Below are 22318 nucleotides of genomic sequence, written 5' to 3' on the forward strand. Positions count from 1 at the left end.
CGGATGGACAACCTCTACATTCCCCCCACCCCCAGCTCGCCGGAAGTGGACTTCAAGTTCGACGAGAACACGCTCGGCCTGCGTGGCGAGTCGTACCCCGAGAACGCTGCGGCGTTCTACGGCGACATCCTGCGCCAGCTGGAGACCTACCTGGGTGCCTGCAGCGACAAGAAGATCAGCGTCAGCATCGCCCTGGCGTACTTCAACAGCTCCAGCACGAAGATGCTGTTCAACCTGGTCGGCCTGCTCAGCGATGCCGCCGAGGCGGGCAACGAGGTGGTGCTCAACTGGTTCCACGACGAAGAGGACGACACCATCTTCGAATTCGGCCAGGAGCTCAAGGACGACTTCACGGCCATCCAGTTCGTCAACCACGCAGTGAAATCGGCGTGACGGGTTTCGATGTCCGACGCACCTGACCTGTTCGATGCCGAAAGCCGGGCCCTGCTGGCGGCGCGCCTGGCCTTCGATGACGCGGCCAGCCCGCCGAGCGCGCACCGCCACGCCCTGGGCGAACTCCTGACCTCCTACGAGCGCCTGCTGCGCGAAACGCGCCGCATGGTGCGGCGCAGCGACCGCGCCGAGCTGGAGATGAACCAGCTCAACCAGCGCCTGCAGGACCTCACCGGCCAGCTGGAGTACCGCGCCACGCACGACCCGCTCACGGGCGTGCTCAACCGCGCGGCCATCATCGAGCGCTCCAACCGCTACCTGGCCAGCGACAGCCTGGCGCTGATCGTCCTGGACATCGACCACTTCAAGCGCGTCAACGATTCGTTCGGCCACCCGGTCGGCGACACGGTGATCTGCGGCGTGGTGGACTGCCTCAAGGGTGTGGCGCCTTCCATCGCCCAGATCGGGCGCGTGGGCGGGGAAGAGTTCACTGCGCTGCTGCCCGGCCTCTCGCTCGAATCGGCGGCCCATGCGGCCGAGGGCATGCGCCGGGCCATTGCGGCCCATGATTTCCAGCTGCCGGACCACAGCCGCGTGACCGCCAGCTTCGGCGTGAGCTGGCAGGAGCGGGGCAGCAGCTTCGATGCCGCTTACGGCAGTGCCGACGAGGCCCTGTACCAGGCCAAGCGGGCCGGGCGCAACCAGGTGGCCCGCGCGGCCATGGTCGAGGCCTGAAGTAAAGCACCCCCGCAGGCGCTTCGCGCCTTCATCCCTTTCTCGCATTGCTGCGCGATGGCGCCCAGCGCCAAGAATTGCTTGAACGGGCGGGGGGCGGGTGGTGCGCGCTTGCCACACGACAGCGACGACGCATGCGGTTTTCTTGAAAATACTGTATATTTTTACAGTATCTACAAGGAGCCTTGCATGGAAGCCATCGAAACGACCTGTACCGTAGCCCTGCGCGACTATCCTGAACTGCCCCCCAGGGAGCGCATGGCGGCCGAGGGCCGGTACCTGCGGGTGCTGGAGCGCAAGCTGGGTGGCGCCGACGTGGTGGCCGATGCGCTGCGCGCCGTGATGCAGTTGCAGGAGTCCGACGGCAGCGACGTGAGCGCCGAGGACCTGGCGCTGGCCGGCCAGTGGACCAAGGCCGCCAACGCCGCCCGCGAGGCTGGCTACCAGGGCCTGGGCGAGGTCGATGGCGCTTACTTCGAAGTGCGCCTGGCCTGAGCGGCCGTGTGGAGCATGCCGGCATGACACTCGACCAGATCGCCATGGCGCTGTGCGGCGCCGTTGCCGCATGGCTGTCCCAGTCTGCCCATGAGCCGGCGCGCCGCTGCGCCTGCCTGGCTGGGCTGGTGGCGCAGCCGTTCGCCTTCTACACCGCCTGGCAGTTGCAGCACGCGGGTGTGCTGGCGCTTGCGCTGGTCTTCACCCTGGCCTGGGTGCGGGGGCTGTGGATGCATTGGCTGGTGCCGCGCCGGCAGGTGGGGCTGGCCACCATCCAGATGGTGCCGGGAAACAAGGGCTGAGCTTCGGGGTTCGGCTTTGGTGGGGCTCGGCTGTGGCGTGAGGCGATCCATGCGCAATGGTCGTTATTGTGTTGACCTTCCGGGCTGCACCTGCCACTGTCTCCAGACCTATTGGAGATGACCCATGTTCACCGAAAAAATGCCCGCCAACAGCCAGACGGCCTTGCGCAGGGCGCGCGACTGCCATGAAATCCGGCAGGCGTACACGGGATTCCTTGCCTCGCTCAAGCAGGCCAGCGGCCTGCCGGACGTGGGTTTCTTCGTGGCCGATGTGGGACAGGACGTGGTGATCACCACACCCTCCGGTGAGTCGTCGCCCTACCTGCTGATCTGCAGCGATGGCGCCGAGTCAGTGTGGGGCCGGGTCATGTTTCTCACGCTCAATCCTCTCACCGGCACCCGGCTGCCCATTTTTGCCGTGCGCCTGCGTCCGGATTCCGTGGTGCTCAACGACGAGGGGACGCGGGAGTGGGAGGTGAGCTTCAAGGACGGCGATCCGTTCAACCAGATCGAGATCAAGCAATTGGTCTATGAGCTGATGTACGGCCAGATCGCGTTCAACAGCAAGGGGCTGATTCCCGAAGACGCCTGAGCGTTGGCAGCGCTCTCCGGTGGGCGCTGTCAGGCGCCATGCTGCAGCTGCGCCCGGTACTGCCCGGGCGGCATGCCGAACCAGCGCTTGCAGGCGCGGAACATGTTGCTCTGGTCGGCAAAGCCCAGCAGGTCGGCCACCTCGGTGAGGTTGCGGCGCGGGTCGGCCAGGTACTGGCGCGCCAGTTCGCGGCGTGTGTCGTCGAGCAACTGCTGGTAGGTGGCCGATTCGGCCTGCAGCCGGCGCTGCAGGGTGCGGTCGGTCATGTTCAGGCGCGCAGCGATGTCGTCGCGGCGCGGCTCCCCTTTGTGCAGGATGCGCGCCACCTCGGCGCGCACGCGCGTGCTCGCCAGCGAATGGCCCAGGTGGTCGAGCTCGGTCTCCACCAGCCGCTCGTGCATGGCCCACAGGCTCGGGTTGTGGGTGGGGATGTCGGCCAGCATGTCGGCCTCGGCCAGCAGGATGCGGCTGGCCGGCTGGCCGAAGCGCGGCAGCAGGCCGAAAGCCTTCTCGTAGCGGGCCTCGCTGCCGGGGGATGGTGCTGGTGTGCTCAGTTCCACGGCCAGGGGGGTGAGCTCGCGGCGCGTAAGCCATCCGCACAGCGTGAACAGGGTGAGCAGCGCGTACTCGACCCGCTGGCGCGGCACCGGGCGCGTGCCGCCGATGTGCGCGATCGAGAACCAGTAGCCGCGCGCTTCGCGCTCCAGCGCGAACGCGGTGCAGTCGGAGATCACGGCCATGTGGCGCGTGAGGTGCTGAAAGCCCACCAACAGGTTCGGCCCCGATGCCAGCGCATAGCCCACCACGTCCACGTTGCCGTAGCGTGCGGTGAGCTGCGGGCACAGCCCCAGGTCCACCTTGCCGGAGCGTGCCACGGCCAGGTCCCACAGCTGGCTGATCCGGTCCACGTCCACGCGTGCATGTGGCTGCTGCAGTGCCGCCAGGTCGATGCCGGCCTCGGCGCACAGCTCGGCCACGGGCAGGCCCTCGGCGGCCATCATGTCGGTGGTGCCGCGCACCCAGGCGGCGGAACTGGTACGGGGATTCATCGGGTGGAAATCAGGGGCTGAAGGGGATCAGGGTTTACGCGCGGTGGTGCGCTGAAGTCAGTGTTTTGGCAAGGTTGCGATAGTAACGAATGGCCAGCTGCTTTCCACAATCACGGTCGAGGTTGTGCCCTGTTCCCGGTTGTACCCGAGCCAGAGGCCCGACCCATTCCAGAAAACCCCGAAGGAGACAAGACATGGTTGATGTGCGCTGGCGTGCCCAATGCCTGGGAGCAGTTCTTTCCGTGCTGGCGGTCGCCGGCTGCGGCGGTGGTTCCAGCACCCCGCCCGAGGTGCGCGAGACCGCGTACGGTACGGTGCGCGGCGTGGATGCCAGCGCCAGCACGGGCACCTATGCGTGGAAGGGCATTCCCTTCGCCCGGCCCTCCGTGGGCGAGCTGCGCTGGCAGCCCCCGGTGGCGCCCGTGGCCTGGAGCGGCGAGCGCGATGCCACGCGCTTTGGCAATGCCTGCCTGCAGATGGGCCGTCTGTACGGCCCTGGGGCCAACAACCGCTTCGACGACAGCATTGGCCAGACCCTGGGCACGCCCGTGGGCAACGAGGACTGCCTGACGCTGAACATCTGGCGCCCCGCGACCACGCAGGACAACCTGCCCGTGCTGTTGTTCCTGCATGGCGGCAGCGCCATCTCGGGCTACACGGCCGACCCGGTCTACGACGGCGCGGCGCTGGCGCGCTCGGCCAATGCCGTGGTGGTCACGGCCAACTACCGGCTCGACGTGCTGGGCTTCTTCCAGATGCCGCAGCTGCACACCGGCACGCAGGCCTACACCGGCAACTACGCGCTGCTCGACAACGTGCAGGCGCTGTCCTTCATCCAGCGCAACATCGGCAACTTCGGCGGCAATGCGGGCAACGTCACGCTGATGGGCCAGTCGGCCGGTGCCGGCAACGTGCTGGCGCTGCTCACCTCGCCCCAGGCCGCGGGCCTGTTCCACAAGGCCCTGCCGATCAGTGGCGGTACCTCGCTGGCGAGCCAGTTGCCCGCGGGCTCCATCCCCACGCTCAACCCCGCTTCCAAGTACGCAGCCCAGTCATCGGCCTTGCTCGCCGCCCTGGTGCAGGCCGATGGCCTGGCTTCCGACACGATGGGCGCCGCGGCCGTGATCGCCGGCTGGACGCCTGCGCAGACTGCCAGCTACCTGCGCGGCAAGGATGGCCGCGTGGTGCTGCAGACGGTGCTGCGCGCGGGGCTCACGGGCTCCGGCCCCATTCCCGACAACGTGGTGCTGCCCGCCGATCCGATCGCCGAGATGGCCGCCGGCCGCTACCACAAGGTGCCGGTGCTCTCGGGCTACACGGCCGATGAGGCCAAGCTGTTCGCGCCCTTCCTGGCGCTGCTGGGTGGCAAGCCGGGCATGAAGATCAGCGATGCCGAGCGCTTCGCGATGACGCAGGCCTTCAATCCCGACGCGGCCACCACGCTCACCACGGCGGACATCATCGATCCGTCCTACCTGCCGGTCACGGCACCCGGCACGGGCTACAACGCGCGCATGAAGCTCCTGGGCAGCGTGTTCATCGAGCCCAGCCGCGACAGCCTGCTCAACACCCTGCGGACCCAGCAGTCCAACGTCTGGAGCTACCAGTTCAACTGGGCCCAGCAGCCGGCGCCCTGGAGCGATGTGTACGGTGCGGCCCATGGTTTCGACCTGCCCTTCGTGTTCGGCAACTTCGGCCCCTCGCTGCTGGCCAAGGCCGCCAACAGCACGGCCAACCAGCCGGGCCGGCTGGCGCTCTCGGGCGTGATGATGGACAGCGTGCGTGCCTTCGTGCACACCGGCAACCCCAACCATGCCGGCCTGGGCCAGGAATGGCAGCCCTGGCCGCGCAAGTTCATCTTCGATGCCGACCTGAAGGCCACGCGCCTGAGCGTTCAGTAAGGGTACAAGGCCTGATGCTGCTTCCCATGTCCGTTCATGCTGCTGCGGTGGCGGCGAGGTATGCGCTGAGCGCATCGTCGTCCACGATGGCCACCTTGCCGAAATCCAGCGACACGATGCCCATGCCTTCGAGCGTACGCAGCACGCGGTTGACAGTCTGGCGCGACAGGCCGACGAGCTGGCCCAGCTCGTCCTGCGTGAGGTTGAGCCGGCGCGTGCTGCGCCAGAACAGGCGGCTCAGGTACAGCGCCACGCGGTGCTCGGTGGACTGCGTGCGCCCGGCCTCGATGATGGTCATGGCTTGGCCGAGCCGCATGTTCAGGTGCAGCACCAGGAACTGGTTGAACGCCAGGCTGGTCTCGCGCAGTTCGGCGAACACGGGCAGCGGCAGGCACATGAGCCGGGTAGGGCGCAATGCCACCACGTGGTATCTGCGCGGCTCGGGCTTCATGGCCGAGCCTTCGCCGAACCACTCGCCGTCGGGCACGCCGATGAAGGCCGACGAGCGGCCGCGGCTGGCCGGGCTCTGCAGCATCACCAGGCCCGAGAGCACGGCATGCCAGCCCTGCACCGCGCTGCCGGCGGGCTTCATGACATCGCCCTTGTCGCCGCTTTCCTCGAACACCCCGGCGCGCACGCGCTCCTGCGTGGCGGCCGGCAGCCCGGCAAACCAGGGCTGGGCGGTGATGAAGCGCTGGGCGTGCGGGGCGGTGCAGAGCATGCCGCGGATTGTCGCTGCAGCCCCCGCCGTTCAGGGTAATCCCTTGGCCTTTGTCGGGTGGGCGACAGGTGTTGGCGCGGCAGGCCCCGCGCTGCACACTGCGCAGCCAGCAAAGCCGCGTGGCACGCAGCCGAAAGGGGCGCTTCGGAGACCCCGCAGCAGGCCTGCGCGCGTTACGATGATTGCCACTTTCACCACAAAATCCAAGGAGCACACATGCTGGGCCTGATGCAGAGCCAACCCCTGTTGATCTCGTCGCTGATCGAGTTCGCCGAACGCCACCATGGCGACGCCGAAATCGTCTCGCGGCGCGTGGAGGGCGACATCCACCGCTACACCTACAAGGACCTGGCCCAGCGTGCACGCCGCCTGGCCAATGCCCTGGACGGCCTGGGCCTGGAGTTCAGCGACCGCGTGGCCACACTGGCCTGGAATGGCTACCGCCACATGGAGATGTACTTCGGCGTCTCCGGCTCTGGCCGCGTGCTGCACACCATCAACCCGCGCCTGCACCCCGAGCAGATCGCCTGGATCGCCAACCACGCCGAAGACCAGGTGCTGTGCTTCGACCTGACCTTCCTGCCCCTGGTGCAGGCCGTGCACGCCAAGTGCCCCACGGTGAAGAAATGGGTGGCGCTGTGCGACGCCGACCGGCTGCCTGCGGACTCCGGCATCCCCGGTCTCACGAGCTACGAGGCCTGGATCGGTGCGCAGTCGCCCGACTACGCCTGGCCCGAGTTCGACGAGAACTCGGCGTCGAGCATGTGCTACACCAGCGGCACCACGGGCAACCCCAAGGCCGCGCTGTACAGCCACCGCTCGACCACGCTGCATGCCTATGCCGCGGCGCTGCCCGACGTGATGTGCCTCTCGGCCCGCGACTCGGTGCTGCCGGTGGTGCCCATGTTCCACGTCAATGCCTGGGGCATTCCGTACTCGGCCGCGCTTACCGGCTGCAAGCTGGTGTTCCCTGGCCCGGCCATGGATGGCAAGTCGATCTACGAACTGATCGAAGCCGAGAAGGTGACCTACGCCGCCGGCGTGCCCACCGTCTGGCAGATGATGCTGGGCCACATGAAGCCTGCGGGCCTGAAGTTCTCCACGCTCAGGCGCACGGTGATCGGCGGCTCGGCCTGCCCACCGGCCATGATCCATGCCTTCAAGGAAGACTACGGCGTCGAAGTGCTGCACGCCTGGGGCATGACCGAGATGAGCCCGCTGGGCACGCTGTGCACGCTCAAGAACAAGCACCTCGCGCTGCCCAAGGAAGAGCAGATGAAGGTGTTGCTCAAGCAGGGCCGCGCGATCTATGGCGTGGACATGAAGATCGTCGGCGGCGATGGCGAGGAGCTGCCCTGGGACGGCAAGACCTATGGCGACCTGCTGGTCAAGGGCCCGTGGATCGTGGACAGCTACTTCAAGGGCGAGGGCGGCCACCCGCTGGTCAAGGACAAGCACGGGCGCGGCTGGTTCCCCACGGGCGACGTGGCGACCATCGATGGCGACGGCTTCATGCAGATCACCGACCGCAGCAAGGACGTGATCAAGTCCGGCGGCGAATGGATCAGCTCCATCGACATCGAGAACATCGCCATGGCCCACCCGGCCATTGCCATGGCCGCGTGTGTGGGCATGCCGCACCCCAAGTGGGACGAGCGCCCCATCGTGGCCGTGGTCCGGCGCCCCGGTGCCGAGGTCACGCGCGAGGAGCTGCTGGCCTTCTTCGAAGGCAAGACCGCCAAGTGGCAGATCCCCGATGACGTGGTGTTCGTGGAGGCGATTCCACTCGGTGCCACGGGCAAGATGCTCAAGACAAAGTTGCGTGAGCAACTGAAGGACTACAGGCTTCCGGGCCTGTGATCCAGATTGGTGCGGTGCTCGGGGGAGCACTGCGCCAGTCACGTGTGCGACGCCGGTAGGGGCAATCCCTGAGGGGCGTCGTGTTGCAACGCGGTACGCTGCGTCGTGTCGATTTACAAGGAGACAGAACCATGAAATTCGCTATGAAGGCTGTAGCAGCCACCGTCCTGTTGGCGAGCGCTGGCGCGGCGTTCGCTCAAAAAGGTGAGACCGTCAAGATCGCCTGGCTCGACCCGCTTTCGGGCCTGATGGCGGCCGTGGGAACCAACCAGCTCAAGAGCTTCCAGTTCGTCTCCGAAGAGTTCAACAAGAAGAACGCTGCCGGAGTGAAGTTCGAGATCATCGGCATCGACAACAAGCTCAGTCCGCAGGAGACCACCAGCGCCCTGCGCTCGGCCATGGACCAGGGCGCGCGCTACGTGGTGCAGGGCAACGGCTCGGGCCCGGCCTTGGCCATCATCGACGCGCTGGAAAAGCACAACGCGCGCAACCCCGGCAAGGAAGTCGTGTTCCTGAACTACGCTGCCGTGGACCCGGACCTGACCAACAGCAAGTGCAGCTACTGGCACTTCCGCCTGGATGCGGACACCTCCATGAAGATGGAAGCGCTGACCACCTTCATGAAGGACATTCCCGAGGTCAAGAAGGTCTACCTGATCAACCAGAATTACTCGCACGGCCACCAGGTCTCCAAGTTCGCCAAGGAAATCATGGCCCGCAAGCGCCCTGACGTGCAGTTCGTCGGCGACGACCTGCACCCCCTGGCCCAGGTGCGTGACTTCTCGCCCTACATCGCCAAGATCAAGCAGTCGGGCGCCGACAGCGTGATCACCGGCAACTGGGGCTCCGACCTGGCGCTGCTGATCAAGGCCGCCAACGACGCCGGCCTGAACAACGTCAACTTCTACACCTACTACGGCTCGGTCACCGGCAGCCCCACGGCCATGGGTGCCGCCGCTGCAGGCCGCGTGTACATGGTGGCCTATGCGCACATCAACCTGCCGGGCGAACTCAACAAGATCGTGGTGGACTACAAGAAGAAGTTCAACGACGACATGTACACCGGCTCCGTGTACCACGCCTTCTCGATGCTCACCGAGGCCTTCGTGAAGACCAAGTCCACCGACCCCGTGAAGGTGGCCGCCGCCCTGGAAGGCATGAAGTTCAAGAGCTTCAATGGCGAGGTCGAGATGCGCAAGACCGACCACCAGCTGCAGCAGGGCCTGTTCATCTCCAAGTGGGAGAAGGCCGGCGGCAAGTTCCCGCTCGATTCGGAGAGCACCGGCTACACCTTCACGCCGGTGAAGTACTACGAGCCCTTCGTGGCCAGCACGCCCACCTCGTGCCAGATGAAGCGCCCCTAAGGCCTCTGAGCGGCTAACAAAACTCTTCTGGCGTCGTTGCCGCGTCTTGTCGTACTGACCGTACTGCCTGCGACGCAGCGCCTAGCCAGAACCGCTTCGCTGGGTTTTGTGATCCGCTCTTCATTGTTTCTGGAGGCCCGACCTGGCTCGGGCCTTTTTTTTACCCTTGTTGTGAAAATTTGCGATGAATCTTGAGTTTTTCGTGATCTCCCTGCTCAACGGCGTGAGCTACGGGCTGCTGCTGTTCATGCTGAGCTCGGGACTCACGCTGATTTTCAGCATGATGGGTGTGCTCAATTTTGCGCACACCAGCTTCTACATGCTGGGGGCCTATTTCGCCTACAGCATTTCCGGCGTCATCGGCTTCTGGCCGGCGCTGGTGGTTTCGCCGCTGATCGTGTTTGCGCTGGGCGCCGCGTTCGAGCGCTACTGCCTGCGCCGCGTGCACAAGTTCGGCCATGTGCCCGAGCTGCTCGTGACCTTCGGCCTGTCCTACCTGATCCTCGAAGTGGTGCAGCTGATCTGGGGCCGTGCCACGGTGCCCTATGGCCTGCCCGAGCAACTGCAGGGCCCCCTGTTCAGCCTGTACGGCACGCAGTTCCCCAAGTCGCGCTCGTTCGTGATGCTGATCGCCATCCTGATGCTGCTGTCGGTGTGGCTGCTGCTCACGCGCACCCGCATCGGCCTGGTGATCCAGGCGGCGCTCAAGTACCCCGAGATGGTCGAGGCCCTGGGCCACAACGTGCCGCGCGTGTTCATGCTGGTGTTCGGCGGCGGTGCGGCCCTGGCCGGCCTGGCCGGCGTGATCGGCGGCAACACCTACGTGACCGAGCCCGCCATGGCGGCGTCGGTCGGCTCCATCATCTTCGTGGTGGTGGTGGTCGGAGGCATGGGCTCGCTGGCCGGGGCCTTCCTGGCCTCGCTGCTCATCGGCGTGGTGCAGACCTTCGCCGTGGCGCTCGACTACTCGATGATCCACGTGCTGCGCCCGCTCGGTGTGGCCGTGACCGACCAGACCTTCGGCTACCCCCTGCTCAAGCTCACCATCTCCCAGGTGGCGCCCATTCTTCCGTACCTGTTCCTGGTGCTCATCCTGATCTTCCGTCCCAAGGGCCTTCTGGGCACCCGCGAGGACTGATGCCATGACCTCATCCACCACTACCGTCTCCGGCGCCGCACCGCACGCCAACCCACCCGCTGCCTCGCAGGGGGCTGCGCACTACCGCTTCAAGCCCTGGAACGTGGGCCGCTTCGTCATCTGGTCGCTGTTCGCCGCGATGCTGATCGTGGCGCCGCACGTGTTCCGCAGCAGCCTGGCGCTGACCATGCTCTCGCAGATCGGCTACCTGATCATCATCTGCCTGTCCTACAACATCCTGCTGGGGCAGGGCGGCATGCTCAGCTTCGGGCATGCGGTGTACACCGGCCTGGGCTCGTTCATCGCCATCCATGCCATGAACATGGCGGGCAAGGGCGAAATGCCCATCCCGCTGGTGCTCATCCCGCTGGTCGGAGGGCTGGCCGGCATGTTCTTCGCGATCCTGCTCGGCTTCGTGACGACCAAGAAGTCGGGCACCACCTTCGCCATGATCACGCTGGGCATCGGTGAGCTCGTGGCCTCGATGGCGCTGATGTTCCCCGAGTTCTTCGGCGGCGAGGGCGGCATCACCACCGACCGCGTCTACGGCAAGCCCTTCTTCGGGCTGAACTTCGGCTCCGGCATGCAGGTGTATTACCTGATCGCGGCCTACTGCTTCGTCTGCACGGCGGCCATGTTCGCCTTCACGGGCACGCCGCTCGGGCGCATCCTCAACGCGGTGCGCGACAACCCCGAGCGCGTGGAGTTCATCGGCTACAACACGCAGCGCGTGCGCTACTTCGCGTTCATCATCGCGGGCTTCTTCGCGGGCATCGGCGGCGGCCTGGCCACCATCAACTTCGAGATCGTGACCGGTGCCGACAGCGTGAACGTGCTGCGTTCGGGCGGCTACCTGCTGTTCACCTTCCTGGGGGGGGCCACGTTCTTCTTCGGGCCCATCATCGGCGCCGTGCTGCTGGTGCTGGCCTCGGTGCTGCTGTCCGAGATCTCCAAGGCCTGGCTGCTGTACCTGGGCCTGGTGTTCCTGTTCATGGTGATGTATGCGCCCGGCGGCATCGCCAGCCTGATCATGATGAACCTGCGTGTCGCCAAGTACGGCAAGCTGCGCCAGCTCTGGGTGTCCTACCTGGGCCTGGCCGGTACCGGCCTGGTGGCCGTGCTGGGCGCCGCCTGCATGGTGGAGATGACCTACCACCTGCAGCTCAACGCGGCCCTGGGGTCCGAGCTCAAGTTCCTGGGCGCCATGGTCGATGCCAAGGGCCTCACGGCCTGGTTCGGTGCGGGCTTCGTGTTCCTCACCGGGCTGGCGCTGTTCGAGATGTGCCGTCGCCAGTTCCTGCGCCAGTGGAGCACCATCCAGGAAGAGATCGAACATGCCATCAAGCGGGGAGAGGCGCTGTGAGCACTACCATGACCGCCAATCCATCGTCCGCAGGCTGTGCGCTCGAACTGCGCGACCTGCGCAAGAGCTTCGGCAAGACCGAGATCATCCGCGGTGCCAATCTCGTGGTGGCACCCGGCGAACGCGTGGCCATCATCGGCCCCAACGGCGCCGGCAAGTCCACCCTGTTCAACCTCATCAGCGGGCGCTTCGCTCCCACCAGCGGCGACGTGATCCTCAACGGCCAGCGCATCAATGGCCTGGCCCCGTACGAGATCAACCGCATGGGGCTGTCGCGCAGCTTCCAGATCACGAACATCTTCCCCAAGCTGAGCGTGTTCGAGAACCTGCGCTGCGGCGTGCTGTGGAGCATGGGCTACCGCTACACCTTCCTGCGCTTCCTGTCGAACCTGCACGATGCCAACCAGCGTGCCAAGGAACTCATGGAGATGATCAAGCTCGACAAGAAGCGCGACACGCTGGCCATGAACCTGACCTACGCCGAGCAGCGCGCCCTGGAGATCGGCATCACCATCGCCGGTGGCGCCAACGTGATCCTGCTCGACGAGCCCACGGCCGGCATGAGCAAGAGCGAGACCACGCGCTTCATCCACCTCATCAAGGAGGTGACCGAGGGCCGCACCCTGCTGACCGTGGAGCACGACATGGGCGTGGTGTTCGGCCTGGCCGACAAGATCGCCGTGGTGGTCTATGGCGAGGTGATCGCCTTCGACACCCCCGACAAGGTGCGCGCCAATGCGCGCGTGCAGGAGGCCTACCTGGGTTCGGCCGTGGCCGACGAGCAGGGCGCGGGACACTGATTTATGCTGAAAATTGACAACCTCCACGCCTACTACGGCAAGAGCCATGTGCTGCATGGCGTGAGCTTCGAAGTGCAGCCCGGAGAGATCGTGGCGCTGCTGGGGCGCAACGGCTCGGGCCGATCCACCACCGCCAAGGCCATCATGGGCCTGGTGGACTGGGAGGGCACGGTGAACTTCAAGGGCCAGGACCTCAACGGCAAGAAGGCCTACGAGGTCGCCCACCTGGGCCTGGGCTACGTGCCCGAGAGCCGCGACGTGTTCCCCAACCTCACCGTGCACCAGAACCTGCTGCTCGGCCAGAAGGGCAACGGCAAGGGCAGCCGCTGGTCGTTCGACGACATGTACGAGATGTTCCCGCGCCTCAAGGAGCGCCAGCACACCGAGGCAGGCGTGATGTCCGGCGGCGAGCAGCAGATGCTCACGCTGTGCCGCACGCTCATGGGCGACCCCGACCTGATCATCATCGACGAGCCCACCGAAGGCCTGGCACCGAAGATCGTCGAACTGGTGGGCCAGTACCTGCAGACCATCAAGGCGCGCGGCATCTCGGTGCTGCTGATCGAGCAGAAGCTGACCATCGCCATGAAGATCTCGGACCGCGCGCTGGTGATGGGCCACGGCTCCATCGTCTTCCAGGGCACGCCCGACAGCCTGCGTGCCGACAACTACATCCGCAAGGAGTGGCTGGAGGTCTGACGACTTCGGCCAACGCATGACAGAGAGGCGCCTGATAGCTCATGGCGCCTCTTTTTTTGCCCGAAGAGACGGGTTGACGGCCAGGAGCCATGTCCCCACCGGGACAAATTGACACGCCAGGGCCGCGCGAAGTCTCTACAATAAAAACGCACGATCGTTCTTTTTCACTCTCCAAGGAACAACAGCATGACCGCTGAATACAAAGTCCACGGCTCCGTTGCCGTGATCACCCTGGCCAATCCCCCCGTCAACGGACTGGGCCTGGCAACCCGCCAAGGCATCGTGGACGGCCTCGGCCGTGCCAATGCCGACCCAGCGGTCACGTCCATCGTCATCACCGGCGCTGGCGGCGCGTTTTCCGGCGGCGCCGACATCAAGGAGTTCGGCACCGACAAGTCCCTGCAGGAACCCAACCTGCTGTCGGTGATCGCCGCCATCGAGAACTCGGCCAAGCCGGTCGTGGCCGCCATGCACACCGTCGCCATGGGCGGCGGGCTGGAACTGGCCCTGGGCTGCCACTACCGTGTGGCGGCGCCCGGCTGCTCCATCGCGCTGCCCGAAGTCAAGCTCGGCCTGATCCCCGGCGCCGGCGGCACGCAGCGCCTGCCGCGCGTGATCGGCGTCGAAGCCGCCCTGAACCTGATCGTGAGCGGCGAACCCGTCAAGAGCGAGCTGATCGGCTCCGTGCCCGGCCAGAAGCTGTTCGACAAGCTCGTGGCCTCGCCCGAGGCGCTGGCAGCCGAAGCCCTGGCCTTTGCCCAGAGCGTGGCCGACGTGCGCCCCCTGCCGCTGGTGCGCAACCTGCCCTGCAAGCACCCCGAAGGCGACGCCTACTTCCAGTTCGCGCGCAACATGGTCAAGGGCATGGCCAAGAACTACCCCGCGCCCGCCAAGTGCGTGGACGCGGTCGAAGCTGCCACCAAGCGCAAGTTCGCCGACGGCATGCTGTTCGAGCGCGAGATCTTCATCAACCTGATGTGGACGCCCGAGTCGCGCGCCCTGCGCCACCTGTTCATGGCCGAGCGTGCCGCCTCCAAGATCCCCGACGTGCCGTCCGACACGCCCAAGCGCGAAATCAAGTCGGTCGCCGTGATCGGTGCCGGCACCATGGGCGGCGGTATCTCCATGAACTTCCTGAACGCGGGCATCCCCGTCAAGATCCTGGAGACCAAGCAGGAAGCCCTGGACCGCGGCGTGGCCACGATCAAGAAGAACTACGAAGCCCAGGTCAAGAAGGGCAAGCTCAAGGAAGACAAGTACGCGCAGCGCATGGCCCTGCTGACGACCACGCTCGACTATGCCGACCTCAAGGACGCCGACCTCGTGATCGAGGCCGTGTTCGAGGAGCTGGGCGTCAAGGAGACCGTGTTCAAGCAGCTCGACGCCGTGATGAAGCCCGGCGCGATCCTGGCCTCCAACACCTCCACGCTGGACGTGGACAAGATCGCCGCCTTCACCAAGCGCCCCGAAGACGTGGTGGGCATGCACTTCTTCAGCCCCGCCAACGTGATGAAGCTGCTGGAAGTGGTGCGCGGTGCCAAGACGTCCAAGGACGTGCTGGCCACCGTGATGGCCATCGGCAAGAAGATCAAGAAGACCTCGGTGGTCTCGGGCGTGTGCGATGGCTTCATCGGCAACCGCATGATCGAGCAGTACAGCCGCCAGGCCGGCTTCCTGCTGGACGAAGGCGCTACGCCCCAGCAGGTGGACCGCGCGGTCGAGAAGTTCGGCTTTGCCATGGGCCCGTTCCGCATGGGTGACCTGGCCGGCAACGACATCGGCTGGGCGATCCGCAAGCGCCGTGCCGTCGAGCGCGCCGACATGAAGTACAGCCGCACGGCCGACAAGCTGTGCGAGCTGGGCCGCTTCGGCCAGAAGACCGGCGCAGGCTGGTACGACTACCAGGCCGGCAAGCGCGACGCGATCCCGAGCGATCTGGTCAACAAGATGATCGAAGACCACCGCAAGGAGCTGGGCATCACGCCACGCAAGATCTCCGACGAGGAAATCGTGCAGCGCCTGGTGTTCGCCCTGGTCAACGAAGGCGCGCACATCCTGGAAGACGGCATCGCCAGCAAGTCCGGCGACATCGACATGGTCTACCTCACGGGCTACGGCTTCCCCATCTACCGTGGCGGCCCCATGCACTACGCCAGCGAAGTCGGCCTGTTCAACGTGGTGCAGGCCATGGACCGCTTTGCCAAGAACCCCAACGACGATGCCCAGTTCTGGAAGCCCGCGCCGCTGCTGGCCAAGCTGGCAGCCGAAGGCAAGGCGTTCGCCTGAGCGAACTGATTGATGCAGTGAAGCCGCACCGGATGCGCGCGCTTAAGGCGGCCATCGGTGCGTTCCACCCCTGAAAGGATTTTTCCCATGACCTCCGCAGTGATCGTTTCCACCGCCCGTACCCCGCTCGCCAAGAGCTGGAAGGGTGCCCTCAACATGACCCATGGCGCCACGCTGGGCGGCCATGCCGTCAAGCACGCCATCGAGCGCGCCGGCATCGACGGCGCCGACGTCGAAGACGTCATCATGGGCTGTGCCAACCCCGAAGGCGCCACCGGCGCCAACATCGCGCGCCAGATCGCGCTGGCCGCCGGCCTGCCGGTCACGGCATCGGGCGTCACGGTCAACCGTTTCTGCTCCTCGGGCCTGCAGACCATTGCCCTGGCGGCCCAGCGCATCATCGCCGGCGAAGCCGACGTGTACGTGGCCGGCGGCGTGGAAAGCATCTCCTGCGTGCAGCAGGAAATGAACATCCACATGCTGCGCGACCTGGCCCTGGACAAGGTCAAGCCCGAAATCTACTGGAGCATGCTGCAGACCGCCGAGCAGGTGGCCAAGCGCTACAACATCGGCCGTGAAGCCATGGACGAGTACGGCGCCGCCAGCCAGCAGAAGGCCTGCGCAGCGCAGGCCGCGGGCCTGTTCGATGCCGAGATCGCCCCCATCACCGTGACGGCCGGCGTGGCCGACAAGAACCTGGGCCTGATCACCAAGCAGGTCACCCTGAGCAAGGACGAAGGCACGCGCGAAGGCACGACGGTCGAGTCCATCAGCGGCCTGCGCTCGGCGCTGCCCGGCGGCCTGATCTCGGCCGGCAATGCCAGCCAGTTCTCCGACGGCGCCGGTGCCTGCGTGGTGGTGAGCGAAGAGTACGCCAGCAAGAAGGGCCTCAAACCCCTGGGCCGCTTCCTCGGCTTCGCCGTGGCCGGCTGCGAGCCCGACGAAATGGGCATCGGCCCGGTGTTCGCCGTGCCCAAGGTGCTCAAGAAGCTCGGCCTCACCGTCAACGACATCGACCTGTGGGAGCTGAACGAAGCCTTCGCCGTGCAGGTGCTGTACTGCCGCGACAAGCTGGGCATTCCGGCCGACCGCCTGAACGTCAACGGTGGTGCCATCGCCGTGGGCCACCCCTACGGTGTGTCGGGCCAGCGCCTGACCGGCCACGCCCTGATCGAAGGCAAGCGCCGCGGCGCCAAGCGCGTGGCGGTGACCATGTGCATCGGCGGCGGCATGGGCGCTGCGGGCATCTTCGAAGTGCTTTGATGGGTCTCTGGTGAGGGGGCGCGCAGGCGTTACGGCGCTTACGTTTGCTCACACCGGGTTTGGGGACAATGCAGACCGGCCGTTTCAGCGGCCGGTCTGCAGGCGGCGTGTGGCCACGGCTGCGCGCCGCCCCAGGCCTACAACAATCACCATTCCATCAAGAGAGATCCATCCATGTTCACGAAGGTTTGCGCAGCCCTGGCCGTCCTGGTCGTATCCACTGTGGGCACTGTCGCCCATGCGCAGAGCTACCGGCTCAACCAGCCGCTGGCCGATGACCCCGACACCATCCTGCAGGAGGTGGCCATCACGCCCGAGCGCACCACGGTGACCATCGTGCTGCGCAACAGCAGCAAGCGGGACATCGTCGAGGCCTGCGCCCAGCCCAGCCACAAGCCGGAAGCATTCATGCTCAAGGACCTGGACAGCGGCAAGGTGTTGAAGCAGGAAAGCAGCACGGGCCTGATGTCGTGCGAGAACGGCATGGACCAGATCCGTCCCGGCAAGCGCAAGACCCTGAAGGTCCAGTTCGCCAGCCTGCCGGCCGGTGCGCGGCGCCTGCAGATCGGCGAGAACAACTGCCAGCAGAACCCCAATGACGACATGGACTACTGGTGCTTTTCCGAAGTCGTCCTGAACCACAAGAAATAGTCGCCGCCAGGCATGTGACCGCTGCCCCGCGCGGCGGCGGTGCGGTCCGGTGGCCCATCCCTGCGCTGTGCGCGCGTTTTCTCCAGGGTTTTCACACATGAGCTACCGCCCCACCGTCGAATTCCTTCTCTACCAGTGGCTCGAGGCCCAGGCCCTGCCCGAGCGCGAGCGCTTTGCCGACCATTCGCGCGACACCTTCGACGCCGTGCTCGACACCTGCGAGCGCATCGCGCGCGAGAAGTATGCGCCGTTCAACCGCACGGTCGACACGCAGGAACCGCATTTCGACGGCGAGAAGGTCACGCTGCCCCAGTGCACGCACGATGCGCAGAAGGCCTATGCGGCCTCGGGCATGCTCAGCGCCGCGCAGGACTACGACATCGGCGGCATGCAACTGCCCTACACGGTGGAGGCTGCGGCCAACAGTTTCTTCGGCCTGGCGTCCATCAGCATGGGCTCGGGCCTGCTCACGGTGGGCAATGCCAACCTGCTCATGGTGCATGGCACCGAGGCGCAGAAGACCGTGTTCGCGCTCAACGAATTCTCGGGCCGCTTCTCGGGCACCATGTGCCTGTCGGAGCCACAGGCCGGCTCCAGCCTGAGCGACGTGGCCACGCGCGCCGTGCCCGATGGCGCAGGTTTCGAGAGCGACCCGCTGGGGCCGCGCTACCGCCTCAAGGGCAACAAGATGTGGATCTCGGCCGGCGAGCACGAGCTCACCGAGAACATCATCCACCTGGTGCTGGCCAAGATCCCCGGGCCCGATGGCAAGCTGGTGCCCGGCACCCGCGGCATCTCGCTGTTCATCGTGCCCAAGAAGCTGGTGGACACCGATGGCAACCTGACCGGCGTGCGCAACGACGTGGCGCTGGCGGGCCTGAACCACAAGCTCGGCTGGCGCGGCACGACCAACACCTTGCTCAACTTCGGCGAGGGCAAGTACCCGGTCGACGGCGAGGCCGGTGCCGTGGGCTACCTGGTAGGCCAGGCCGGCAAGGGCCTGCACTGCATGTTCCACATGATGAACGAGGCGCGCATCGGCATCGGCATGGCGGCCACCGTGCTCGGCCTGGCGGGCTACTACGCGAGCCTCGACTACGCGAAGAACCGCCCGCAGGGCCGCCCGGTGCAGAACCCCAAGGACAAGGATGCCGCCGCTGCCGCCGTGGTCAAGGACGTGGCGCAGCCGCAGGTGCGCATCATCGAGCATGCCGACGTCAAGCGCATGCTGCTGGCGCAAAAGTCCTACGGCGAGGGCGCGCTCGCGCTCAACCTGTTCTGCGCGCGCCTGGTGGACGAGCAGGCCACGGGCGATTCCGCCGCGGCCGACGAGGCGCGCCTGCTGCTGGAAGTGCTCACTCCCATCGCCAAGAGCTGGCCCAGCGAGTGGTGCCTGGAGGCCAACAGCCTGGCCATCCAGATCCACGGTGGCTATGGCTACACGCGCGACTTCCCGGTGGAGCAGTACTGGCGCGACAACCGCCTGAACATGATCCACGAAGGCACGCACGGCATCCAGGCCATGGACCTGCTGGGCCGCAAGGTGCTGATGGAAAACGGCCGCGGCCTGCAACTGCTGGCGGCGCGCATCAACGCCACCATCGAACGCGCCATCCAGGTGCCAGCGCTGGCCGCGCATGCCAATGCCCTGGGCAGCGCGCTGCAGCAGGTGGGAGCCGCCACCAAAGCCGCCTGGTCCACGGGCCAGCCCACCGATGCACTGGCCAACGCCGTGCCCTACATGCAGGCCTTCGGCCACACGGTGCTGGCCTGGGTCTGGCTGGACGTGGCCCTGGCCACGTTGCAGGCCGACCCGGCGCTGGCGCAGCCCGCGGGTGTGGGCAGAATGGGGGCCATGCGCTTTTTCTTCCACTACGAGCTGCCCAAGATCGGCGCCTGGCTGCAGGTCGTCAGCACCCGCGACGCGACCTGCGCAGTATTCCCCGAGGACGCCTTCTGATGGCCGCACCGCAGACACTGGAGCGCATGCACCAGCTCATCTGGGCGCTGATCTACGGCGGCCTGCTCACGCTGGTGCTGGGGCTTGCCACGGCCCGTGCCGACGAGGCGCTGGGCTGGGCGCTGTCGGCTGCCGGCGGCGTGCTGGCGGCCTTGGGCGTGGTGCTGATCGGCGTGCGCTCACGCCTGAAGTCCAGCGCCTGAAATCGCACAGGCGACACGGCGCACCTTGGTTGCGCCGCACAATTCCTGCGCTGCCCCGTTTTTCAGAGCGCATGGCAACCATGCCCTGCGCACCCACCGACGACAAACCCAAGGAGACGACGACATGACCACCCGCACCATCCAACAACTGTTCGACCTGTCCGGCAAGACCGCCCTGGTGACCGGCGGCTCGCGCGGCCTGGGCCTGCAACTGGCACAGGCGCTGGGCGAGGCCGGCGCCAAGGTGCTGCTGAGCTCGCGCAAGGCGTCCGACCTGGAAGAGGCCGCTGCCGAATTGAAGGCTGCCGGCATCGACGCCCAGTGGATCGCCGCTGATTGCGCCAACGAGGCCGACATCCGCCGCCTGGGCGAGGAAGCCCTGGCGCGCCTGGGCCATGTCGACATCCTGCTCAACAACGCCGGCGCCGCCTGGGGCGCGCCCGCCGAAGACCACCCCGTGGAAGCCTGGGACAAGGTCATGAACCTCAACGTGCGCGGCTACTTCATCCTGTCGCAGCACATCGCCAAGCACAGCATGATCGGCCGGCGCAGCGGCAGCATCATCAACGTGGCCTCCATCGCCGGCCTGGGCGGCAACCCCAAGGGCATGAACACCATTGCTTACAACACCTCCAAGGGCGCGGTGATCAACTTCACGCGTGCGCTGGCCGCCGAATGGGGCCAGTACAACATCCGCGTGAACGCCATCTGCCCGGGCTTCTTCCCGAGCAAGATGACGGTGGGCACCCTGAAGGCCATGGGCGAGGAGGCCCTGGCCGCCCACGCGCCGCTGGGCCGCCTGGGCGACGACGAGGACCTCAAGGGCCTGTGCGCGCTGTACGCGTCGGACGCCGGCAAGCACATCACCGGCCAGTGGCTGGCGGTGGACGGCGGCGTCAGCATCGTCACGGGCGGCTGAGGCCGTTCAAGGCCTGCGCGCCCATGGCGCGCGGGCCTGCCATTCAGGGGGGCGGCAGGGTCTATGCTTGCAGTCTTTCCCTTTGTATTCTGGAGTTGCCTGTGCTGAATTTCGGTGTTCCCATTCCTTTTGTCAGCCACCTGGGCTTCACGCTGCACCGCATGCAGCAGGGCGAGTCGGAGCTGCACTACGAGGCGGCGCCCGAGCACCTCAATTCCTTCGAGGTCACGCATGGCGGAGCCACCATGACCTTGCTGGATGTGACCATGGCCACCGCAGCGCGCAGCGAGACGCCGGACCACGGCGTGGTCACCATCGAGATGAAGACCAGCTTCATGCAGGCCGCGCGCGGCCCGCTGGTGGCCAAGGGCCGCCTGCTGCACCGCACGGCATCGATGGCCTTCACCGAGGCCTCGGTCTATGACGCCGAGGGCCGCCTGTGCAGCCATGCGACAGGCACCTTCAAGTACGTGCGCCGGGCGGTAGACCCGGCCACCGGCCAGCCGCTGAAGTCGATTTCGAGCGACTGAGCTTTTCCGGACGGCCCGACGGCCTCTCCACCAACCCCCCTTGTTTTCCCAGGAGTTCTCCATGGCCCGCAACCAACAGATCGTGCTCGACAACCGCCCGCAGGGCGAGGCCGTGGCCGGCAACTTCAAGCTCGTCGCCAGCGACACGCCCGCGCTGCAGGACGGCCAGGTGCTGGTGCGCCACCATTTCCTGAGCCTGGACCCGTACATGCGCGGCCGCATGAACGAGAGCAAGAGCTACGCAGCATCGCAAGGCCTCGGTGAGGTCATGATCGGCGGCACCGTGGGCGAGGTGGCCGAGAGCCAGAACCCCAAGTACGCCGTCGGCGACAAGGTCGTGGGCATGGGCGGCTGGCAGGAGTACAGCGTGGTCGACGCCAACACGCCCGGTGCATTGCGCAAGGTGGACACCACGCATGTGCCGCTGTCGCACTACCTGGGCGCGGTGGGCATGCCCGGCGTTACGGCCTGGTACGGCCTGGTGAAGATCATCGCCCCCAAGGAAGGCGACACCGTGGTGGTGAGCGCCGCCACGGGCGCAGTGGGCAGCGCCTTTGCTGCACTGGCCAAGGCGCGCGGCTGCCGCGCCGTGGGCATTGCGGGCGGTGCCGACAAGTGCCGCTATGCGGTCGAGGAACTGGGCTTCGACGCCTGCATCGACTACAAGGAGCACAGCGACGTGAAGGCCATGTCCAAGGCCTTGAAGGAAGCCTGCCCGAAGGGCATCGACGGCTACTTCGAGAACGTGGGCGGCTGGATCATGGACGCCGTGATGCTGCGCATGAACGCCTTCAGCCGCGTGGCCTTGTGCGGCATGATCGCCGGCTACGATGGCCAGCCCCTGCCCATGGCCAACCCCGCGCTGATGCTGATCAACCGCATGAAGATCGAAGGCTTCATCGTCAGCGAGCACATGGAAGTCTGGCCCGAGGCGCTGAAGGAACTGGGCACCCTGGTGGGCACCGGCAAGCTGCGCCCGCGCGAGACCATCGCAGAAGGCATCGCCGCCGCGCCCGAGGCCTTCCTCGGCCTGCTCAAGGGCAAGAATTTCGGCAAGCAACTGGTCAAACTCATCTGAAGGAGCGCACCCGCAC

General features: G+C 66.3%; 22 protein-coding genes. 20 read left to right on the top strand and 2 right to left on the bottom strand.

Translation table 11 applies throughout. The features are described from left to right. Positions 1-3: 3 nt before the first annotated feature. From AC07PA_RS23380 to AC07PA_RS23400, 5 genes are all read left to right on the top strand, one after another. Positions 4-393, top strand: coding sequence for a DUF1987 domain-containing protein (locus AC07PA_RS23380; RefSeq protein WP_494605937.1), 390 nt, complete (start codon positions 4-6; stop codon positions 391-393). A 9-nt stretch (positions 394-402) separates the two neighbouring features. After that, positions 403-1128: a GGDEF domain-containing protein gene (locus tag AC07PA_RS23385; RefSeq protein WP_494605935.1), complete on the top strand. Its 726-nt coding sequence runs from the start codon at positions 403-405 to the stop codon at positions 1126-1128. A 189-nt stretch (positions 1129-1317) separates the two neighbouring features. Continuing rightward, entirely contained in the window at positions 1318-1623 is a 306-nt protein-coding gene (locus AC07PA_RS23390; protein ID WP_007852546.1) for a hypothetical protein, read from the top strand. A gap of 23 nt (positions 1624-1646) precedes the next feature. Next, positions 1647-1925 (top strand): hypothetical protein, encoded by a 279-nt coding sequence (locus AC07PA_RS23395; RefSeq protein ID WP_494605933.1) that lies wholly within the window; start codon positions 1647-1649, stop codon positions 1923-1925. A gap of 124 nt (positions 1926-2049) precedes the next feature. Continuing rightward, positions 2050-2517, top strand: coding sequence for a hypothetical protein (locus AC07PA_RS23400; protein ID WP_007852541.1), 468 nt, complete (start codon positions 2050-2052; stop codon positions 2515-2517). 29 nt (positions 2518-2546) lie between these two features. Here the strand turns inward: AC07PA_RS23400 and AC07PA_RS23405 are convergent, their stop codons facing one another. Further along, positions 2547-3566 (bottom strand): AraC family transcriptional regulator, encoded by a 1020-nt coding sequence (locus tag AC07PA_RS23405; protein ID WP_007852539.1) that lies wholly within the window; start codon positions 3564-3566, stop codon positions 2547-2549. A gap of 194 nt (positions 3567-3760) precedes the next feature. Here AC07PA_RS23405 and AC07PA_RS23410 point away from each other — a divergent pair, with 194 nt between their 5' ends. After that, complete coding sequence (locus AC07PA_RS23410) at positions 3761-5467, top strand: carboxylesterase/lipase family protein (protein ID WP_494605930.1); 1707 nt, start codon at positions 3761-3763, stop codon at positions 5465-5467. A gap of 34 nt (positions 5468-5501) precedes the next feature. Here the strand turns inward: AC07PA_RS23410 and AC07PA_RS23415 are convergent, their stop codons facing one another. Further along, positions 5502-6188: a Crp/Fnr family transcriptional regulator gene (locus AC07PA_RS23415; RefSeq protein WP_007852527.1), complete on the bottom strand. Its 687-nt coding sequence runs from the start codon at positions 6186-6188 to the stop codon at positions 5502-5504. Between the two features lie 216 nt (positions 6189-6404). Here AC07PA_RS23415 and AC07PA_RS23420 point away from each other — a divergent pair, with 216 nt between their 5' ends. From AC07PA_RS23420 to AC07PA_RS23485, 14 genes are all read left to right on the top strand, one after another. Beyond that, positions 6405-8048: a 3-(methylthio)propionyl-CoA ligase gene (locus AC07PA_RS23420; protein ID WP_494605928.1), complete on the top strand. Its 1644-nt coding sequence runs from the start codon at positions 6405-6407 to the stop codon at positions 8046-8048. A 131-nt stretch (positions 8049-8179) separates the two neighbouring features. Further along, entirely contained in the window at positions 8180-9412 is a 1233-nt protein-coding gene (locus AC07PA_RS23425; RefSeq protein ID WP_007852524.1) for a branched-chain amino acid ABC transporter substrate-binding protein, read from the top strand. A gap of 184 nt (positions 9413-9596) precedes the next feature. Next, positions 9597-10550, top strand: coding sequence for a branched-chain amino acid ABC transporter permease (locus tag AC07PA_RS23430; protein ID WP_007852522.1), 954 nt, complete (start codon positions 9597-9599; stop codon positions 10548-10550). A gap of 4 nt (positions 10551-10554) precedes the next feature. Next, the gene (locus AC07PA_RS23435) at positions 10555-11913 is read left to right on the top strand and encodes a branched-chain amino acid ABC transporter permease (RefSeq protein WP_007852520.1); all 1359 of its coding nucleotides are present in this window, start codon (positions 10555-10557) and stop codon (positions 11911-11913) included. An 8-nt stretch (positions 11914-11921) separates the two neighbouring features. Further along, positions 11922-12713: an ABC transporter ATP-binding protein gene (locus AC07PA_RS23440; RefSeq protein WP_007852517.1), complete on the top strand. Its 792-nt coding sequence runs from the start codon at positions 11922-11924 to the stop codon at positions 12711-12713. A 3-nt stretch (positions 12714-12716) separates the two neighbouring features. Beyond that, positions 12717-13412 carry an ABC transporter ATP-binding protein gene (locus AC07PA_RS23445; protein ID WP_007852516.1) on the top strand — a complete coding sequence of 232 codons (696 nt, stop codon included), beginning with the start codon at positions 12717-12719 and terminating at the stop codon, positions 13410-13412. A gap of 186 nt (positions 13413-13598) precedes the next feature. Then, positions 13599-15698: a 3-hydroxyacyl-CoA dehydrogenase NAD-binding domain-containing protein gene (locus AC07PA_RS23450; RefSeq protein ID WP_494605924.1), complete on the top strand. Its 2100-nt coding sequence runs from the start codon at positions 13599-13601 to the stop codon at positions 15696-15698. An 87-nt stretch (positions 15699-15785) separates the two neighbouring features. Next, positions 15786-16961, top strand: coding sequence for an acetyl-CoA C-acyltransferase (locus AC07PA_RS23455; protein WP_145698349.1), 1176 nt, complete (start codon positions 15786-15788; stop codon positions 16959-16961). Positions 16962-17135: 174 nt separating this feature from the next. After that, entirely contained in the window at positions 17136-17612 is a 477-nt protein-coding gene (locus AC07PA_RS23460) for a hypothetical protein (protein WP_145698350.1), read from the top strand. A gap of 97 nt (positions 17613-17709) precedes the next feature. Continuing rightward, a complete protein-coding gene (locus tag AC07PA_RS23465) occupies positions 17710-19572 on the top strand; it encodes an acyl-CoA dehydrogenase family protein (protein WP_007852512.1) in 1863 nt (620 codons plus the stop codon). Further along, entirely contained in the window at positions 19572-19775 is a 204-nt protein-coding gene (locus AC07PA_RS23470) for a hypothetical protein (protein WP_494605921.1), read from the top strand. The genes AC07PA_RS23465 and AC07PA_RS23470 overlap by 1 nt, the downstream gene beginning before the upstream one ends. Positions 19776-19899: 124 nt before the next feature. Next, positions 19900-20694: an SDR family oxidoreductase gene (locus tag AC07PA_RS23475; protein WP_007852506.1), complete on the top strand. Its 795-nt coding sequence runs from the start codon at positions 19900-19902 to the stop codon at positions 20692-20694. Between the two features lie 101 nt (positions 20695-20795). Then, complete coding sequence (locus AC07PA_RS23480) at positions 20796-21224, top strand: PaaI family thioesterase (protein ID WP_007852505.1); 429 nt, start codon at positions 20796-20798, stop codon at positions 21222-21224. Positions 21225-21285: 61 nt separating this feature from the next. Next, complete coding sequence (locus AC07PA_RS23485; protein ID WP_494605919.1) at positions 21286-22302, top strand: NADP-dependent oxidoreductase; 1017 nt, start codon at positions 21286-21288, stop codon at positions 22300-22302. Positions 22303-22318 lie beyond the last annotated feature (16 nt).

The sequence above is a fragment of the Acidovorax sp. GW821-FHT09B03 genome (assembly GCF_059418305.1).

Bases quoted from the DNA above. Each gene is read 5' to 3' on its own strand.
- AC07PA_RS23485 (WP_494605919.1), top strand. From the start codon at position 21,286: ATGGCCCGCAACCAACAGATCGTGCTCGACAACCGCCCGCAGGGCGAG.
- AC07PA_RS23400 (WP_007852541.1), top strand. From the start codon at position 2,050: ATGTTCACCGAAAAAATGCCCGCCAACAGCCAGACGGCCTTGCGCAGG.
- AC07PA_RS23455 (WP_145698349.1), top strand. From the start codon at position 15,786: ATGACCTCCGCAGTGATCGTTTCCACCGCCCGTACCCCGCTCGCCAAG.
- AC07PA_RS23470 (WP_494605921.1), top strand. From the start codon at position 19,572: ATGGCCGCACCGCAGACACTGGAGCGCATGCACCAGCTCATCTGGGCG.
- AC07PA_RS23415 (WP_007852527.1), bottom strand. From the start codon at position 6,188: ATGCTCTGCACCGCCCCGCACGCCCAGCGCTTCATCACCGCCCAGCCC.
- AC07PA_RS23475 (WP_007852506.1), top strand. From the start codon at position 19,900: ATGACCACCCGCACCATCCAACAACTGTTCGACCTGTCCGGCAAGACC.
- AC07PA_RS23440 (WP_007852517.1), top strand. From the start codon at position 11,922: ATGACCGCCAATCCATCGTCCGCAGGCTGTGCGCTCGAACTGCGCGAC.
- AC07PA_RS23390 (WP_007852546.1), top strand. From the start codon at position 1,318: ATGGAAGCCATCGAAACGACCTGTACCGTAGCCCTGCGCGACTATCCT.
- AC07PA_RS23430 (WP_007852522.1), top strand. From the start codon at position 9,597: ATGAATCTTGAGTTTTTCGTGATCTCCCTGCTCAACGGCGTGAGCTAC.
- AC07PA_RS23425 (WP_007852524.1), top strand. From the start codon at position 8,180: ATGAAATTCGCTATGAAGGCTGTAGCAGCCACCGTCCTGTTGGCGAGC.
- AC07PA_RS23445 (WP_007852516.1), top strand. From the start codon at position 12,717: ATGCTGAAAATTGACAACCTCCACGCCTACTACGGCAAGAGCCATGTG.
- AC07PA_RS23385 (WP_494605935.1), top strand. From the start codon at position 403: ATGTCCGACGCACCTGACCTGTTCGATGCCGAAAGCCGGGCCCTGCTG.
- AC07PA_RS23395 (WP_494605933.1), top strand. From the start codon at position 1,647: ATGACACTCGACCAGATCGCCATGGCGCTGTGCGGCGCCGTTGCCGCA.
- AC07PA_RS23435 (WP_007852520.1), top strand. From the start codon at position 10,555: ATGACCTCATCCACCACTACCGTCTCCGGCGCCGCACCGCACGCCAAC.
- AC07PA_RS23380 (WP_494605937.1), top strand. From the start codon at position 4: ATGGACAACCTCTACATTCCCCCCACCCCCAGCTCGCCGGAAGTGGAC.
- AC07PA_RS23465 (WP_007852512.1), top strand. From the start codon at position 17,710: ATGAGCTACCGCCCCACCGTCGAATTCCTTCTCTACCAGTGGCTCGAG.
- AC07PA_RS23420 (WP_494605928.1), top strand. From the start codon at position 6,405: ATGCTGGGCCTGATGCAGAGCCAACCCCTGTTGATCTCGTCGCTGATC.
- AC07PA_RS23405 (WP_007852539.1), bottom strand. From the start codon at position 3,566: ATGAATCCCCGTACCAGTTCCGCCGCCTGGGTGCGCGGCACCACCGAC.
- AC07PA_RS23410 (WP_494605930.1), top strand. From the start codon at position 3,761: ATGGTTGATGTGCGCTGGCGTGCCCAATGCCTGGGAGCAGTTCTTTCC.
- AC07PA_RS23450 (WP_494605924.1), top strand. From the start codon at position 13,599: ATGACCGCTGAATACAAAGTCCACGGCTCCGTTGCCGTGATCACCCTG.
- AC07PA_RS23460 (WP_145698350.1), top strand. From the start codon at position 17,136: ATGTTCACGAAGGTTTGCGCAGCCCTGGCCGTCCTGGTCGTATCCACT.